This is a genomic window from Paraburkholderia sp. Tr-20389 (assembly GCF_017104565.1).
Classification (GTDB): domain Bacteria; phylum Pseudomonadota; class Gammaproteobacteria; order Burkholderiales; family Burkholderiaceae; genus Paraburkholderia.
Genome location: NZ_JAAGPD010000001.1, coordinates 583,158 through 597,602 on the forward strand (window position 1 = coordinate 583,158; position 14,445 = coordinate 597,602).

Consider the following 14,445-nt stretch of genomic DNA (forward strand, 5'->3'; position numbering starts at 1 on the left):
GAAGTCGACGCAATCATGGAAAGATCACACGGAGTGGACGAATGCGGCCCGCGCGGCACACGATGCACGCGCCCGACGATGCGGCAACCCGCCCGCAACGAATGCCCGTTCGCCATGCCCGCAGTATCCCGTGCACCTTGCAGCGCCCGGTTCGCCTCGCGCCCGTTCACGCATGCGAAGCGCCACTCGAGCCCTTCGCGCATGCGTCAACGGCGTGCGAAAGCGGCAGTGCTCACGCGAGAATCTGATTCAGATAGCCGAGACGCGACGCCATCTGCGGATCGGACGGCTGTTCGAACGCGTTGCAGAATGCCTGCGTCGCGGCCTGCGCGCTGTTCGTGCCCTTCACGGCGGCGATTGCGCCCGCTTGCGACGTCTGCAATTCCTGCTTCAGGTAGCCGTAGTTCGCGGCCTCGCTCGACGGATCGAGATTGTGCTGGCGCGCATAGTCGATCAAGCCCTGCTTGCGCGTGCCGCCCCATTGCGCGATACCGTAGCCGTTCGCGTTGTCGTCGGCCATGTTGGAGCCAGGCGAGCCGATCTTGCCGCCCTGGTTGATGCCCGAGTTCATGCCACCGCTCTCGTGCCACAGATTCGCGACGATGCCCGCCGCCTGGTTCTTCGTGAGCCCGAAATCCTTTTGCAGATTGCTGACATAGGCATCGGCGACCTGCTTGCTTTGCGCGGACGACAGCGCCTGCGTTTGCGGTGCGGTGCTGAGACCTTCGGGTGCTGCGCCGGGTGACGATGTGCCGCTGTTCGCCGACGGCGCCGTCGACGTGGATCCCGGCGTGCTCATGCCGCCGTTGCCCGCTTCACCACCCGCAGGCGCTGCATTGCCTGGCATCGCCGTGAAATTGTCGTAGCCGCCGAGGGGCGAGCCCGACGCTGCACTCGCAGATTGCCCGCCTGCACCGCTTTGCGCGCCCGTGCCTTCAGGATCGCCGAGCATGGCGGCGAGATCGGCGAGGAACTGCGACACCGGGTTGCCGTTGCCCGCCGCCGCGCCCGATGTCCCCGCGGCTTGCCCCGCGCCGTTGCCGTCGATCAGCTTCGCAATGTCGTTCAGCAGATTCGCGATCGACGCATCCTGCGACGAGCCGTTGCCCTGCATGCCCGAAACGGGCGACAGCCCCGATACACCACCCACGCCGTTGAAAAGAGAAAGAGAGTTCATCCGAGTCCTCTGAAGAGATGGCCGTCCAGGTAGCGTCACGATACGGGCCACGCCGCCGACGTATCGCGCAGGGTACGAAGCCAGATGCGCAAACGCGAAAGCGCGATTCACCGCCGCGTGCTTCGCATGCCGGTAGTGCTGCTTCGCGTTGCGTGGGCATCGCATGGATGACGGAACGTATCCTCGTTCGCATCGCCTTTCGCTCGACAAGGAGCACGTTCATGCGCCTATCCCGACGCGCCATCGTTGCGCTATCGATCGCGCTTTCCGCCATCGGCGCTCACGCGCAGAGCAACGTCAGCGAGGGCTTGCTGCGCGTGAATGCCGACGACGACCGGATCGCGGCGCGGCGACTGGACGAGGCACGCGCGGAACAAAGACGCCTGGACGAACATCGTGAAGAAGCACATCGAGAAGACGCGCATCTCGAACAGGAACGGCTCGCGGAAGCACGGCGCGAAGCGCGCATCGACGCATATAACGCGTGGCTGCAGCGCTGGCACGAATCGCGAACGATCGAAGCCACGACGCCATGACGATCGACCACGCACGTCTTCGTGCAGCGCGCGTCGCAGGTTCGTTGCTGCTCGCATCGTCGGCACTCGCGGCGCTTCCCGCGCACGCCGACTGCTTCGACGACGCAGCAGCGTGGCAGCATCTGAATCCTCTCGTGCTGCGCGCGATCGCGTGGCAGGAATCGCACAACAACGCCGACGCGACGCATGCGAACGCAAACGGCTCGATCGACTATGGCGTGATGCAGATCAATTCGATCCACCTGCCCGAACTCGCACGCTACGGCATCCGCCGCGATGCGCTGATGGTGCCGTGCAAGAACGTCTATATCGCAGCGTGGCATCTGCGCAAACAGGTGGTCCGCTATGGCAACACGTGGACAGCCGTAGGCGCTTATCATTCGGCGACGCCCGCACTGCGCGACGATTACGCGCGCCGCATCGCCGCGATCATCGACGGCTGGTTGCGCGATCCCGCGCGCTCGGTGCCTGTGACAGCGGCATCGCTTGCCGCACGTTGAGTCCGCGACACGGCGCGCCCGACGTATCTCGCGCGCCGCATCGCCTTGCATCGATCAGACGTCGTTCTTCTGATTCAGGTCGCCCGACGACACCGACACCTGCGACGCATCGAACACCTGGTTGCCGCCGTCGCCCGTTTCCGGCTTCGTGAAGCCGCCCTTGCCGAACACCTGCGCGAGGCTCATCTTGCCGTCGCTGCGTCCTGTTTCGAGAATCGCCGCTTCCTTCGTTGCGCCGGAGTTGAGCGAGACCGAACCGTCCGCGCCCATATGGCCGACGTTGTTGCCGCTCGCGTTGTACAGGTTGCCTTGCGAGTCTTCCTGCAGATGCAACGCGTCCCCGCCCGCCTTGCTGTTGATCTTGATGTTGTGCATGCCCTGGCCGGCAGCGCCGAGACCGTTGTCGCCGGCCGTCGTGCCGACGGGCGAGCCGCTCGTCGAGCCAGTCGGAGCGCCCGCCGAAGGCATGCCGCCCGGCTGACCGCCCATCGACGTCGCCGGGTTTTGCGCTCCTTGCGCTCCTTGCGCTCCTTGCGCTCCTTGCGCTCCTTGCACGCCTTGCTGTCCGCCCAGCACGCCGGCCAGATCCTTAAGGAACTGGCTGACGTTATTCGAGCCGCCTGCGTTGTTCTGCTGGCCGTCGATCAGTTGCGACAGGTCTTGCAGCAACTTGCCGACATCGCCGCCCTGCCCCGGCACCGCTTGCGCCGAACCGCCCGTCATGCCGCCGACGGGCGTGTAATTCACCGGGTTGAGAAAGGATTGGGTAATGGAGTTCATCGAATTCTCTCTGGTTAAAAAAGAAGACGAACCGGCGATCTTTGCCCGATCCCGATTCAGTGTCGACGATAGAGCGATGCGGGCAAGCGTCGCCCGCGCAGCGCGAAGCTGCGTGGCGCGTCGCGAATGACAGCGTGAATCGCCGCATGCAGCGCATCGAAACGTCACGGGCGTTCTTCATCGACACAACAAAACGGCACGCTTCGGCAAGCGGCACGACGCTTCGCGCATGCAAAGCCCAGAAGGCACTGGCGTACGCAGAATGCAGTGTCGGGCATGTGCCCGCTATCGTTCGTCAACTGTTCATGCGAGGCCGCCATGTCGAATCTTCAATGCAGTCCATCCGTGCTCAACGCGATGATGTCCGTGTTCTCAGGCGGCATGCGCATCGGCGCCATGCCGGAGCTGCACGACGTACTCGGCGCGTTGCGCGCATGGCAGCCGGACAGCCCGCTCGCCGACGTGTGCGAAGCGCGTCTGCTGATCAATCAGACCGAGTGGCGCGAAGCGGCGAACCTGCTGCGCCATGTCACGAGCCGTCATGCGAATCTCCCCGTCGTGTCGGCGCTGTACGCACTGTGTCTCTACATGCAGCATGACGACGAGTGGCGCCGCGCCGCAGTGGAAGCCGTCGACACGAACAACGACACGGCCATCGCAATCGTCGCGCGCTTTCTGAACGTGCCCGGCGACGACGCCGCGAGTGTTCACGGTCCCGATCTGTCGACTCGCGTGCTGTCGGCGATCGAAACGAGCCGCGCGCTCGAACACAGCTGATCGTGATGAATGCAGTTTCATTCACACGCGCAGCGACGACAGCCGGCGCGTCGGCGCTGATTCTGCTGGGTGCGGGATGCGCCACTGCACCGCAAGCCGTGCCTCAAACGGCCTTGCCGCCTGCGTTCGAACCTGGACAAGGCGAGTTACCCGACAGCACATTGCATGCACAGGGCGACATGCGCTACGTTTGCTCGCGGATGGACTCAAGCGCGCCACCGGCCGATTTCTCCGCATTGACGTGGCAGCCCGTCGGCACGCTCGCGCGGCTTTTCGACGACACAGGTCACGCCGTCGCGCTCGTCACACCCGAAGGCTATTACTCCGCGTATGACGGCAGCTATGTCGTCGCACGCGTGACAAACACCGTGCAGCCCGATCCGCAGACACTGCCGTGGACACGCGAAACGATCCGCTTCACGGCGGCATCGTCGAAGGGAGACGGACGTTTCGCACGAACGGCAGCGATCGTGCGCGCGCATACGATCGGCGGTCTGGCACCCGGCAGTTCATGCGATCAGGAAGGCACGAGCCTCGCGGTGCCCTATTTCGCGACGTATCTGATCTATCGGCATGCGGATGCAGATACCAGCGCCGCAGCCCCTCGCACGACGCCCATCGGCATCACGGCGCCGTAACGCAATCGCCGCTCACATCGAAGACAGAAGAAAAACCCAGCGCCGTTCGTTCCACCGAACTACACTCGAATCCGCATCCCCACCCAACGGCTCATTCCCCTAACGAGGAGCACGCCCGTCATGGATACGGACCCGAAACGGATCGTCGTGATCGGCGCCGGTTTTGCCGGCCTGTGGAGCGCGCTCGGCGCCGCGCGCAAGCTCGATGAACTGCGCGTGCCAAGCGATCACATCGAAGTGGTCGTCATCAACGGCACGCCGTATCACAGCATTCGCGTGCGCAACTACGAGCAGCCGCTCGACGACACGCTCGTGCCGCTTGCCGACGTACTCGATCCCGCCGGTGTGCGGCACATCCCGGGCACGGTCCGCTCGATCGAGCCGCACAACCGCCGCGTCGGCTACGACACCGACGAAGCACCTGCGCAATGGCTCGAATACGATCGCCTGATTCTTGCAGCGGGCAGCGCGCTGGTTCGCCCTGCGATCCCCGGATTGCACGAGTTCACTTTCGATGTCGACACGTTTCAGGGCGCGGCGCGCCTCCACGCTCACCTGCTCGAACTATGCGACCAACCGCCGTCGCCGGGACGCTTCACCGTCGTCGTGGTCGGTGCAGGACTGACGGGAATCGAACTGGCCGCCGAATTGCCCGCGCGCTTGCGCAGCGTCGCAGGCGAGCATCAAAGCGACACGATTCGCGTGATACTTGCCGACCGTTCGCCCAGAATCGGCCAGGCGATGGGCGGCGCGCAGCCTGTGATCGAAGAAGCGCTCGTCGCCCAAGGCATCGAGTTGCTGCCCGGCGTGTCGCTGGATCGCGTGACGTGCGACAGCGTGCAATTCGCGGGAGGCAAGCTAATCGATGCAGGAACGGTCGTCTGGTGCGGCGGCATGCGCGCAAGTCCATTGACGGCGCAATTCCCGGTGACGCTCGATCCGTTCGGACGTGTTCCCGTCGATGCATTCCTGCGCGTCGACAATGTGCCGGGCGTGTTCGCAGCGGGCGATTGCGCGCGCCTCCTGATCGACGGCGAACGGCCATCCGTGATGTCGTGCCAGCATGGCCGTCCGATGGGGCGTTTCGCGGGCCACAACGCCGTCTGCGATTTGCTCGGTCTCGACATGCTGCCGCTCGGCATTGACTGGTACACGACCATTCTCGACCTCGGCCCCTGGGGTGCCGTGTACACGGAAGGCTGGGAGCGGCGCCTCGCCTCGCAGGGCGCCGCCGCCAAAGCGACCAAACGCACGATCAACTGCGAGCGCATCTATCCACCGCGCAACGGCAGCCGCGCCGACCTCTTCGCAGCCGCGGCGCCCGTCGTGCAGGCGCCGCCGTACACGGTTCGCGACGCGGACTGAGATCGACTGGAACGCGCCGCGCTCAGAACTCGATCACGCGCGGCGTGAGCAACACGAGCCGCTCCATATGGCTGCTTTGATGCGTGCGCGAGCGGAACAGCGCGCCCAGCACGGGAATCTTCGACAGCACGGGCACGCCCGTATTCAGATTCGAGTCGTTGTCGACGCGATAGCCCGCGATCAGCAGACTCTGTCCTTCCGACACGACGGCCTCGGTGTTGATCTCGCTCGTGCGGATCTCGGGAATGTCCTTCACGCTGTTGCCGGTCGGCTGGCCGTCTTCGACGTGCACCTGCAGCTTGATCTGCTGCGCGCCGTTCGCATCGACGACCATGGGCAGCACGCGCAGCGTATTGCCGACCTGCACGCTGAACAGATTGCTCGACGTGAAGCCCGAGACCGGGATGAAGAACTGCGTCTTGTTGTTCATCACCGCTTCGACGTTGTCGAGTGTCGCGACCTTCGGGCTGGCATCGATGCGCGCGAGGTTGGTCTGTTCCAGCGCATCGATTCGCGTGAGCAGATAGCGGCCCGCGTCGCCGACCACGGCCGTCAACGAGCCCCCCGTCGGCGTCGCTGTCGCGACCAGATTGCCCGCCGTATCGATCGACGAAAACGTCGGGCTCACGGTGCCGTTGAAGTTGTTCGCGTTGTTGCTGCCGCTGCCCGTCTGGAAATCGAAGTGGCTCGAATGCGCGTGCCAGTCGACGCCCAGCTGCTTGAGCGCGCCGTCGTCGATTTCGATGATGTGCGCTTCGATCTCGACCATCCTGCGCTTCACGTCGAGCCGGTCGATCAGTTGCTGATACTGGCCGACGCGATCGGGCAGATCGCGGATCAGCACGGAATTGGTCCGCGCGTCGGCCTGGATCACGGGCAGCGACCCAGCGCCGTCCGGCACGGCCGCCGTCGCCGAACGGCCGCCGCCCTGACCGCCGGATCCGCCGCCCTGATTGCCGCCTGACGTGCCTCCATAGCCGCCGCCCGGCATCGCGCCGACCGGCCCGCCGCCCGCCGCCGCCACGCCGGCGAACACATCGGGCAGCGGCGGATTCACACCATTGCCGTTATACGGCGAGCCGCCGTTCGTGCCGCCCTGCACGTCCGCGTAGGGACTGACCTGTTGCAGGTTCGCCGTGCCGTCCGTCGAGCCGCGCGACGTGCCCTGCTGGTCGCTGTCGCGCTCCGGGTGATAGAGGCTCGCCAGCACGTGGGCGACGCCCGGCACGACTTGCGTCTTGCCGTTCACGGTGATCGTATGGTCCGCCGCCCAGCCGTAGCGCAACGCATAGGCGCGCACTTCGCTGCCCGTGCGGCGGTTCGCGTTCTGGTCGAGGCGCGCGGCCACTTCGTCGACGAGCTGGATCAGCCGGTGCGGCCCCGTGATCAGCGCGACGCCTTGCTCGGGGTCGTAGACGATCGGGAAGCGGTCCGTGTCGAGTCCGATCTGCTTGAGCGTCGCGCGCAGGCTCTGCGTGCCGGCGAAGTCGAGCTTGATCACTTTGGTGGTCACGTCGTCGGCGGTGCTGATGGACAGCACGCTGCCGTCGTAGAACCACACGAAGCCGAAGGTGGCCGCCATCGTGTCGATGAACCTGCGCGGCGGCAGATCGAAGCGTCCCGACACCGTCCCCTGCACGTTCGGCGCGATCGTCGCGATGATGCCCTGGCTCGCGGCGAAGTCGCGCAGCACGTCTTTCAGGTCGCGGCTTTCGACCGAAATATGCACTTCGCCGGGCCGCCACGAGATCGGTGCGGCATGGCCCGCGTTGAGGCTCATCATCAACAGGGCGGCCGCGATCGCGCGGCGACGGAAGGTGAGTTTCATGTTCGACGCTCAGGATAGGTGTAGTTCTGGCGATGTATGTTCACAACGGGCTCAGCGATTCAACGTATCGGAAGGCGACTCGTTGAACTCGCGGCGATAGCTGTTGACGAGCGTCGAGCGGTTGCTGACGCCCCACTTCACGGCCGTCGCGAGGATGCCCTGTTCGTGCGCGCTGTCGTCGGCTTCGAGGTCCGCGCGAATGCGCTCCATGCGCAGCCGGCGGATGATCTCCGTCGGCGTCGAACCGAGGCTGGCCTTGAATGCGCTTTGCAGCGCGCGATCCGTCACGCCGATCTGCGCGGCGATCTCGCGGATCGACAGATCCTTCCGTTCGAGGTTGTCGAGCAGATAGCGATACGCGCGGCGGTAACGCGCGGGCAGACGCGTGCCGATATCGTCGAGTTGTTCCGGCGCTCGCGCGATGCGCTGGCCGTAACGTGCAAGCGCGCCCGCTTCGTCGCGGATGCAATTGACGGCGGCCAGCGCATAACGCGTGTACACCTCCAGCGATTCGCTGCTGCGCCCCTGAACATGACGCAGCTTCGCGAGGCAGTACAGATACTCGAGTTGCCGGTGGCTCTGCGGCATGCGCACTTCGGCCGTCAGCAGCGTGAGCATCGACTCCGCCAGCGACGACGCACCGCCCGCGAGACTCGCAAGCACGATCTCGATGCGCACCGCGCTCTGATAGTTCTGGATGCCCTGCTTGCCCGCCCAGTCGGCGTGCGCGAGCATCTGCTGCTGCGCGTCGCGTTCGCCGCCCGCGAGTTGCGCCAGCCGATCGAGAAACTCGACGCGCCCACGCAAGAGCGGATCGACGATCGCGCCCGTCAGCATGCGCAGCGCGGCGGGCCGCTGCGGCGCCACACGCGGCGCGGCGTCGCCCGTCAGGCCCACTTGCCAGTAGATATGATCGGAGAGCGCCGCGCGCGAACGCAGCGTGCTTTGCGCCTCGACATCGAAGCGCACGGTGCTCAGCAGGCGCTGCCAGCCGTCGGCGTTGGGCAGCGTGTCATCGTTCGAGGTCGCCTCGTCGAGCAGGTCTTCGAGCGTATCGAGCACGGCATCCGCATCGCGCAGACGGCCCACGCAGAACAGCACGCCGAACGCGCCGAACAGCGCGTCGAGCCGCAGCGCCGCGCTCGCCTGCGGATGATCGGCGATCTGCATGAAGCACGACATCGCCGTGCCGTAGCGGTAGCGAAACAGCGCCTGCCAGCCGGCATTGCGGCACGACGCGAAGCGCATGCCGTCCTTGTCGTCGCGCATGCGCTTTTGCGCTTCGCGGAACGAGTCGTCGGCATCGACCTCCATGCCGAGCGACAATTGCAGGTCGCCTTGCAATTGCAGCAGCGTGGCGGGCGTCGCGTCGTCGTGCTGATCCACGAGGCGCTGCACGTGCGCGGCGGCGACCTGCACATTGCCGTTGCGGATCAGGTCGACGACATTGGCAGGCGCCGACGCCGCATTGAGCATCGACACGTACGGGAAGTAGTAGGTAACGAGCATGGCTGGTTCCGTCGGAAGGCTCGCGCAGCGATTTTGGCGACGCTGCTGCATGAGCACGTTGAAACGATCGCGACGCTTTCGAACGAAATGTCGCGGCGACGGAATGCACTGTAGCCAAACCGGAATGTGAAATTCTCAATAATCAGAGGAAAGAGTTGAGGCTTGAGTAAAGTTGAGAATGTGCGTTCGTCTCAGACAAGGACTCTCAACAAAACTCAGTTCCTTCGTGTGAGTGCGCGGGGACATCACGGCGTCACATCGTGGGGACGAGGCGTTGCGTCCCGCTTCAGATCGGTGTCGCGATCGCTCATTTGCGCAATCGCACGCACCTGTTCCTTGAAGAGCCGCAGATCGAGCTGGTCCTGCACCTGATGCACGAACAGCCCCGCGAACACGGCGAGCATCAGCACCGTCACTGCTCCCTTGATCGGCTGGCTGAGGGCGCTCAGATCGAGTTTTTGCGCAGCCTTCGACGCGAGGTTCGCGCCGAGGTCGATCAGCAGCAGCACGAGCAGCATCGGCGCGGCGAGCTTCGCGATGGTCTGCATCAGCGTATCGGTCTGATGCATCGCGAACACGCCGAGAAAATCCGTCGACATCGGCTTGGTCGACGCAACGGGCCACCAGCGATACGACTCGTACAGCGCCTCCAGCAGAAACTGCATGCCGCCGAGCGACCAGAACGCGACCGTCGCGATCTGGCCCAGCAACGTTGCCGACGGGGTCGATTGCTGCGAGAGCATGGGGTTGCTCAACTGTGCGTTGTTGAAGCCCGTCAGATTGTCGAGGTAGATGCCCGCGCCTTCCGCGACCCAGAATACGGTCGCCGCCGCGAAGCCCATCACCACCCCGATCAGCGTTTCGCGCAGCGCCGTCATCATCAGCGTGAAGCCCGTGAGCGAATCGGCGAACGACGGCGGCTGCGCAAGCGCGACGAACAGCGTGAAGCTCAGCGCGACACCGTTGCGCAAGCGCCCTTGCAGCACGCCTTCCGCCGTCGGCGGGAAGAGCGTCATGATCGCGTAGAGCCGCAGCGAGCACACGCCGAGCACGGCGAGATGCTTGAGCAGCCACGGGCCATACAGTTGCAGCAACTCGGTCATGCGCGTGCCAGGCGCGCGAGCGCCGTCTCCTCGACGTCTTCGTCTTCCGCGTCGGCGGCGATGCCGTCGAGCACGCGTTGCAGCTTGCCGATGCGCGCCTCGCACAGGTCGATGCGTCCGCGGTTCTTCGCGATCTCGCCGCGCGTGTTCGCGATCGTGGCATCGTGTGCGGCGAGTGCTTGTTGCGCCGACTTGAGTGCGTCGAGCGCGGCAGCGTGCCCGCGGTCCACTTCGTCCGCATACAGGCGAATCGCCGTCAACGTATCGATTGAAAACGGCTCGGCGCCCGCCATCATTGCGCTGATGCGCTGCCGGTACGAACGCGCCTGCGCTTCAAGTACCGACGCACGGTCGCGTGCCTGCCTTTCGCTGTCGACGAGCGGCACACGTGCCGCAATGAACTGCGCGAGCCGCGCGCGCAAGTCCTGATCGACGCGTTGACGGCGCGACACGGCACGAGACAACGCCGCTATCTGTCGCTTCGGTGCGCTCATTGCGGTGTGCTCATTGCGCGTCGCCTTGCGCCAGTTCGTGCAGCGCCGCTTCCGTTTCAGCGGGGTCCGCGTACGAGTCGGTGGGTTGCGACAGGAACGCCTTCAATGCATCGATCTTCGCGATCGCTTCATCGGCAAGTGCATTCGTACCCGGCTGGTATTCGCCGATCTGCAACAGCATGTCCACCTCGCGATGCTTCGCAAGCAGCTTGCGCAGCCGCGCAGACGACGCCATGAACTCGCGCGGCATCACCTGCGACATCACGCGCGACAGACTGCCGAGCACGTCGATGGCGGGATAACGGTTCTGCGCGGCGATCTCGCGCGACAGGATCAGGTGGCCGTCGAGCACGCCGCGCACCTCTTCCGCGATGGGGTCGCTGCCCGACTCGTCTTCGGCGAGCACCGTGTAGAGCGCTGTGATCGAACCGCGCTCGCCCATGCCCGCGCGCTCAAGCAGACGCGGCAGCTCGGCGAACACGGACGGCGGAAAGCCGCGCCGCGCGGGCGGCTCGCCCGCCGCAAGGCCGATCTCGCGGCCCGCGCGCGCAAAGCGCGTCAGCGAGTCCATCATCAGCAGCACACGCTTGCCCTCGTCGCGGAAGTGCTCGGCAATCGCCGTCGCCACATACGCGGCCTTCGCGCGCTCGCTCGATGAGCGGTCGGACGTCGCACACACGACCACGGAACGCGCCATGCCCTTCTCGCCGAGAATCAGCTCGACGAATTCGCGCACTTCGCGGCCGCGTTCGCCGATCAGCGCGATCACGTTGATGTCGCATTGCGCGCCGCGCGCGAGCATGCCGAGCAAGGTACTCTTGCCGACACCGGCCGGCGCGAAGATGCCCATACGCTGGCCCTCGGCGAGCGTCGTCATGGCGTCGATCACGCGCACGCCGGTCACCATCGGCAGCTCGATCATGCGGCGCGTCATCGGGTTCGGCGGATCGGCGAAGATCGGCCGGCTGTCTTCCGCATCGATCGGACCGCGTCCGTCCATCGGCTGCCCGAGTGCATCGATCACGCGGCCGAGAAGCCCATCGCCGACGGGCACCGACAAGGGCCGCTGCAACCCGATCACATGTGTCGCGCGCGACACTTCCGACAACTGCGCGAACGGCGACACAACGGCATGCTCGCGCGTGAAGCCGATTACCTCGCCATGCTGCAACAGCTTGCCTTGCGGCGTGCGCAGTTCGCACAGTTCGCCGAGCTTCAAGTCGATACCCGCGACCTTGATCAGCGTGCCGACCACTTCGGCGATCTTGCCCGTCTGACGCACGGGCAACAGCGAGCGGATTTCGCGTTCGATCGCGCCGCCGAGTTCGCGCAGCCCGTGTTCATGCAGACCGAACACGTCGGTCAGCGGCCTGTCTTGCAGTGAGTTCGAAACGGTGGTGTTCATCAGGTAGTCTCTGCTGGCTCGGCTTGTCCGGCCTCGATAACAGTCTGCGTTTTCAGCGACGCATTCAGCGCGCGGACGATAGCCGCACGCATCGAATCGAGTTGCGTGGACAGGCTCGCATCGACGATGCCGAGGTCCGATTCGCACACGCAGGCGCCCGGCTCCAGACGCGGATCTGCCGCGACGGCGAGCGGCACGGGCCGCCCCAGCAGGCGCAGCCTTGCTTCGAATTCGCCGAACGCCGCGCGCGCCGCGTCGAGATCGGCGGGATGCACGCTGACGCGCAGGTTCGCCGAGCCTTCGACGATACGGTCTATCGTGTCCGTCGCGCGCGCGAACAGGGCCTGCGCGCTTTCGGTGCGCACCAGTTGCTCGACAGCGAGCATCACGAGTTCGGCCATCCGGTTGCGCATGCCCATTTGCAGGCGCCGTGCGTCGGCGCTCAACGCGGCAATGCGTTCGAGCCATTGCGCCTCGCCGCGCACGACGCCTTCCGCGTAGCCCCGCAGCGAGGCTTCCTCGCGTTCTCGCGCCGCCGATGCGACGAGCGCCGCCGCTTCTTCTCGCGCCGCTTGAAGGATCTGTTCGCGTTCGATGTGCGCGGCGGCGAGTATCGCCTGTCGTTCGGCTTCGACGCGTCCATAGACGTCGTCGATGGTCGCGAGCATGCCGAAGGTCTCGCGCGGCACAATGTCGCCGACGAGGCCGACGCGCGGTTCGTCCTTGCCGTTGCCTTTTTTCGCGTCGCGCGTGGCGTGTGCATCGCGCGGCCGGCTCAGCCAGATAACCATGCGTACTCCGGCAAAAGAGGTCCGAGGCGTTCGCGCAGCAGCGCGAATGCGCCTTCGCATTCGTGTTCCGAAGGCGCTGCCGTGGTTGCGTTTGCATAAGGCAGCGCAAAGCGCAGCAGCATTCGCTGCCCGCCGACGCGCGGCAGCAACGCCAGCCCTTCGAGCGCGAGTTCATCCGCATCCAGCGAGCCGAGCGCGCGCATGCCGGCAAGCTCGCGGGTCGCATCGGCGAGCGAAGGCGCTTCCGGTACGGACTTGCCCAGCAGATCGTCGAGCGCGCAGCCGGTCCATTCCGCGAGCCGCTTGCGCGTCGTGCGATCGACGAGCCTTCGCACTTCTGCGCGGCGCGCGAGCAGCGCCAGCATCCGCAGCACCTGCAAGCCGGATGCAATGGGCAGCGCGTCGAGCCGCGCGGCAGGCGTGACGCTGAAAATGTCGAGCGTCGGCGGTGCGGGCAGCAACACACGCAACACCGCGAGCGAGCACGCTTCGTCGCAGCGCGAACGCAACGCCGCTAGCGCGTCTTCCATGTGCGTTTGCGTGTGCAGCATCGCGCCGATACCCAACGCCAGCGCGAGCCAGTCCCGATGCAGCCATTGCAACGCGCTGCGCGCATTGCGTTGCCAGCCGAGCAGGATCTGCGCAGCGTCGGCGCAAGCGAGCGGCGAGCCGTTCGCGGGCTGTCGGCGCGGCATGGCTGCGGCGGCGCGTGTCGTCGGCGGCGCGGACATCGCGACAACCGGACTCGCAAGCGCGGAATCAGTCATGCGGACTTCTGCCTGCGTCCGGGCAGCCGCTGCGCAAGCGAGCCGAAGCTGGCTTTAAGCGGCGCGATCAGCCCGCCGAGCCGCACGCGAAACGCGTAGCCTGCTGCGCCGCCCGCCACGATCAACGCCAGCAGCCCGCTCAGCACGAACGGCCACACAGGCGCATGCGACGGCACGCGGCTGTCGATATCGACCTGATCGGCGGGCACACCCGTCACGCTCACCTGGTCGTACGAGAGCCCTTCGACGCTATGCACGACGAGGTTCTTGATCTGCGGCACGAGCGCATCGAGTTCAAGGCCGGGCCGGTACTTGATGAAAACTGCAGCGGACGACGGCTTGATCGTCTGCGCGAGCGGATCGTTGTTCGGAATCACGATCTGCACGCGCGCGACCAGCACGCCGTCGATATGCGACAGCGTGCCCGACAGTTCCTGCGACAACCCGTAGATGAAGCGCACGCGCTCTTCCGTCGGCGTCGACACCAGCCCGTCCTTCTTGAACAGACTGCCGAGATCGTCGAACTTGCTATGCGGCAGGCCTCGTTCGCGCAGCACCTGCATCGCGCGCACCATGTCGCCGTCGTCGACCTGCAGCGTATAGGTCTTGCCGCCGTCGGGCGTGCTCTTCTCGGCGGACACGCCGCGCTCCAGCAGCGCGACCGTCATTTCGTTGACGTCCTCTTCGGCGAGCCCTGTATACAACTCCTTCTTGCAGCCCGCCAGCAGTGCGCACGCGACGAACAAGCCGCCCATCAAGGCGCGCCTCGCGGGAG

The 14,445-nt window shown here is 65.6% G+C and carries 16 protein-coding genes; 6 read left to right on the forward strand and 10 right to left on the reverse strand.

What is annotated here, in order from left to right:
• Positions 1-232: 232 nt before the first annotated feature.
• Positions 233-1,177 carry a phage tail tip lysozyme gene (locus G3N95_RS02590; RefSeq protein ID WP_205968378.1) on the reverse strand — a complete coding sequence of 315 codons (945 nt, stop codon included), beginning with the start codon at positions 1,175-1,177 and terminating at the stop codon, positions 233-235.
• Between the two features lie 221 nt (positions 1,178-1,398).
• On the opposite strand from G3N95_RS02590, the gene G3N95_RS02595 reads away from it, so the two are divergent.
• Both G3N95_RS02595 and G3N95_RS02600 read left to right on the forward strand, forming a co-directional pair.
• Positions 1,399-1,713: a hypothetical protein gene (locus G3N95_RS02595; RefSeq protein WP_205968379.1), complete on the forward strand. Its 315-nt coding sequence runs from the start codon at positions 1,399-1,401 to the stop codon at positions 1,711-1,713.
• Entirely contained in the window at positions 1,710-2,213 is a 504-nt protein-coding gene (locus G3N95_RS02600; RefSeq protein WP_205968380.1) for a lytic transglycosylase domain-containing protein, read from the forward strand. Before G3N95_RS02595 ends, G3N95_RS02600 begins: the two co-directional genes overlap by 4 nt.
• A gap of 54 nt (positions 2,214-2,267) precedes the next feature.
• On the opposite strand, the gene G3N95_RS02605 is transcribed toward G3N95_RS02600, so the two are convergent.
• A complete protein-coding gene (locus tag G3N95_RS02605) occupies positions 2,268-2,993 on the reverse strand; it encodes a hypothetical protein (RefSeq protein WP_205968381.1) in 726 nt (241 codons plus the stop codon).
• Here G3N95_RS02605 and G3N95_RS02610 point away from each other — a divergent pair.
• The 4 genes from G3N95_RS02610 to G3N95_RS02625 all read left to right on the forward strand — a co-directional run bounded on the left by G3N95_RS02610 (position 2,983) and on the right by G3N95_RS02625 (position 5,773).
• Complete coding sequence (locus G3N95_RS02610) at positions 2,983-3,123, forward strand: hypothetical protein (protein WP_205968382.1); 141 nt, start codon at positions 2,983-2,985, stop codon at positions 3,121-3,123. The genes G3N95_RS02605 and G3N95_RS02610 overlap by 11 nt on opposite strands.
• 188 nt (positions 3,124-3,311) lie before the next feature.
• Positions 3,312-3,770 (forward strand): HrpB1 family type III secretion system apparatus protein, encoded by a 459-nt coding sequence (locus G3N95_RS02615; RefSeq protein ID WP_205968383.1) that lies wholly within the window; start codon positions 3,312-3,314, stop codon positions 3,768-3,770.
• 5 nt (positions 3,771-3,775) lie between these two features.
• A complete protein-coding gene (locus G3N95_RS02620; RefSeq protein ID WP_205968384.1) occupies positions 3,776-4,408 on the forward strand; it encodes a DUF3455 domain-containing protein in 633 nt (210 codons plus the stop codon).
• A gap of 120 nt (positions 4,409-4,528) precedes the next feature.
• Positions 4,529-5,773 carry an FAD-dependent oxidoreductase gene (locus tag G3N95_RS02625; protein ID WP_205968385.1) on the forward strand — a complete coding sequence of 415 codons (1,245 nt, stop codon included), beginning with the start codon at positions 4,529-4,531 and terminating at the stop codon, positions 5,771-5,773.
• A gap of 22 nt (positions 5,774-5,795) precedes the next feature.
• On the opposite strand, the gene sctC is transcribed toward G3N95_RS02625, so the two are convergent.
• The 8 genes from sctC to sctJ form a co-directional block, all read right to left on the reverse strand.
• Positions 5,796-7,601, reverse strand: a complete 1,806-nt coding sequence (gene sctC / locus G3N95_RS02630) for a type III secretion system outer membrane ring subunit SctC (protein WP_205968386.1) — start codon at positions 7,599-7,601, stop codon at positions 5,796-5,798.
• 51 nt (positions 7,602-7,652) lie between these two features.
• The gene (locus G3N95_RS02635; RefSeq protein ID WP_205968387.1) at positions 7,653-9,110 is read right to left on the reverse strand and encodes a helix-turn-helix transcriptional regulator; all 1,458 of its coding nucleotides are present in this window, start codon (positions 9,108-9,110) and stop codon (positions 7,653-7,655) included.
• A 245-nt stretch (positions 9,111-9,355) separates the two neighbouring features.
• Positions 9,356-10,213: a type III secretion system export apparatus subunit SctT gene (gene sctT, locus G3N95_RS02640; RefSeq protein ID WP_205968388.1), complete on the reverse strand. Its 858-nt coding sequence runs from the start codon at positions 10,211-10,213 to the stop codon at positions 9,356-9,358.
• Positions 10,210-10,707: a type III secretion protein gene (locus tag G3N95_RS02645; RefSeq protein WP_205968389.1), complete on the reverse strand. Its 498-nt coding sequence runs from the start codon at positions 10,705-10,707 to the stop codon at positions 10,210-10,212. Before G3N95_RS02645 ends, sctT begins: the two co-directional genes overlap by 4 nt.
• Before the next feature lie 10 nt (positions 10,708-10,717).
• Positions 10,718-12,112 carry a type III secretion system ATPase SctN gene (gene sctN, locus G3N95_RS02650; RefSeq protein ID WP_241018173.1) on the reverse strand — a complete coding sequence of 465 codons (1,395 nt, stop codon included), beginning with the start codon at positions 12,110-12,112 and terminating at the stop codon, positions 10,718-10,720.
• Entirely contained in the window at positions 12,112-12,903 is a 792-nt protein-coding gene (gene sctL, locus G3N95_RS02655) for a type III secretion system stator protein SctL (protein ID WP_205968390.1), read from the reverse strand. The genes sctN and sctL overlap by 1 nt, the downstream gene beginning before the upstream one ends.
• Positions 12,888-13,670 (reverse strand): type III secretion protein HrpB4, encoded by a 783-nt coding sequence (locus G3N95_RS02660; RefSeq protein WP_241018174.1) that lies wholly within the window; start codon positions 13,668-13,670, stop codon positions 12,888-12,890. Before G3N95_RS02660 ends, sctL begins: the two co-directional genes overlap by 16 nt.
• Entirely contained in the window at positions 13,667-14,425 is a 759-nt protein-coding gene (sctJ, locus tag G3N95_RS02665) for a type III secretion inner membrane ring lipoprotein SctJ (protein ID WP_241018219.1), read from the reverse strand. Before sctJ ends, G3N95_RS02660 begins: the two co-directional genes overlap by 4 nt.
• Positions 14,426-14,445 lie beyond the last annotated feature (20 nt).

What these genes read in the sequence shown, in the direction of transcription:
- G3N95_RS02635 (WP_205968387.1), bottom strand. Translation starts at nt 9,110, where the DNA reads ATGCTCGTTACCTACTACTTCCCGTACGTGTCGATGCTCAATGCGGCG.
- G3N95_RS02660 (WP_241018174.1), bottom strand. Translation starts at nt 13,670, where the DNA reads ATGACTGATTCCGCGCTTGCGAGTCCGGTTGTCGCGATGTCCGCGCCG.
- sctC (WP_205968386.1), bottom strand. Translation starts at nt 7,601, where the DNA reads ATGAAACTCACCTTCCGTCGCCGCGCGATCGCGGCCGCCCTGTTGATG.
- sctJ (WP_241018219.1), bottom strand. Translation starts at nt 14,425, where the DNA reads ATGGGCGGCTTGTTCGTCGCGTGCGCACTGCTGGCGGGCTGCAAGAAG.
- G3N95_RS02610 (WP_205968382.1), top strand. Translation starts at nt 2,983, where the DNA reads ATGGAGTTCATCGAATTCTCTCTGGTTAAAAAAGAAGACGAACCGGCG.
- G3N95_RS02600 (WP_205968380.1), top strand. Translation starts at nt 1,710, where the DNA reads ATGACGATCGACCACGCACGTCTTCGTGCAGCGCGCGTCGCAGGTTCG.
- sctL (WP_205968390.1), bottom strand. Translation starts at nt 12,903, where the DNA reads ATGGTTATCTGGCTGAGCCGGCCGCGCGATGCACACGCCACGCGCGAC.
- G3N95_RS02595 (WP_205968379.1), top strand. Translation starts at nt 1,399, where the DNA reads ATGCGCCTATCCCGACGCGCCATCGTTGCGCTATCGATCGCGCTTTCC.
- G3N95_RS02590 (WP_205968378.1), bottom strand. Translation starts at nt 1,177, where the DNA reads ATGAACTCTCTTTCTCTTTTCAACGGCGTGGGTGGTGTATCGGGGCTG.
- sctN (WP_241018173.1), bottom strand. Translation starts at nt 12,112, where the DNA reads ATGAACACCACCGTTTCGAACTCACTGCAAGACAGGCCGCTGACCGAC.
- G3N95_RS02645 (WP_205968389.1), bottom strand. Translation starts at nt 10,707, where the DNA reads ATGAGCGCACCGAAGCGACAGATAGCGGCGTTGTCTCGTGCCGTGTCG.
- G3N95_RS02605 (WP_205968381.1), bottom strand. Translation starts at nt 2,993, where the DNA reads ATGAACTCCATTACCCAATCCTTTCTCAACCCGGTGAATTACACGCCC.
- sctT (WP_205968388.1), bottom strand. Translation starts at nt 10,213, where the DNA reads ATGACCGAGTTGCTGCAACTGTATGGCCCGTGGCTGCTCAAGCATCTC.
- G3N95_RS02615 (WP_205968383.1), top strand. Translation starts at nt 3,312, where the DNA reads ATGTCGAATCTTCAATGCAGTCCATCCGTGCTCAACGCGATGATGTCC.
- G3N95_RS02625 (WP_205968385.1), top strand. Translation starts at nt 4,529, where the DNA reads ATGGATACGGACCCGAAACGGATCGTCGTGATCGGCGCCGGTTTTGCC.
- G3N95_RS02620 (WP_205968384.1), top strand. Translation starts at nt 3,776, where the DNA reads ATGAATGCAGTTTCATTCACACGCGCAGCGACGACAGCCGGCGCGTCG.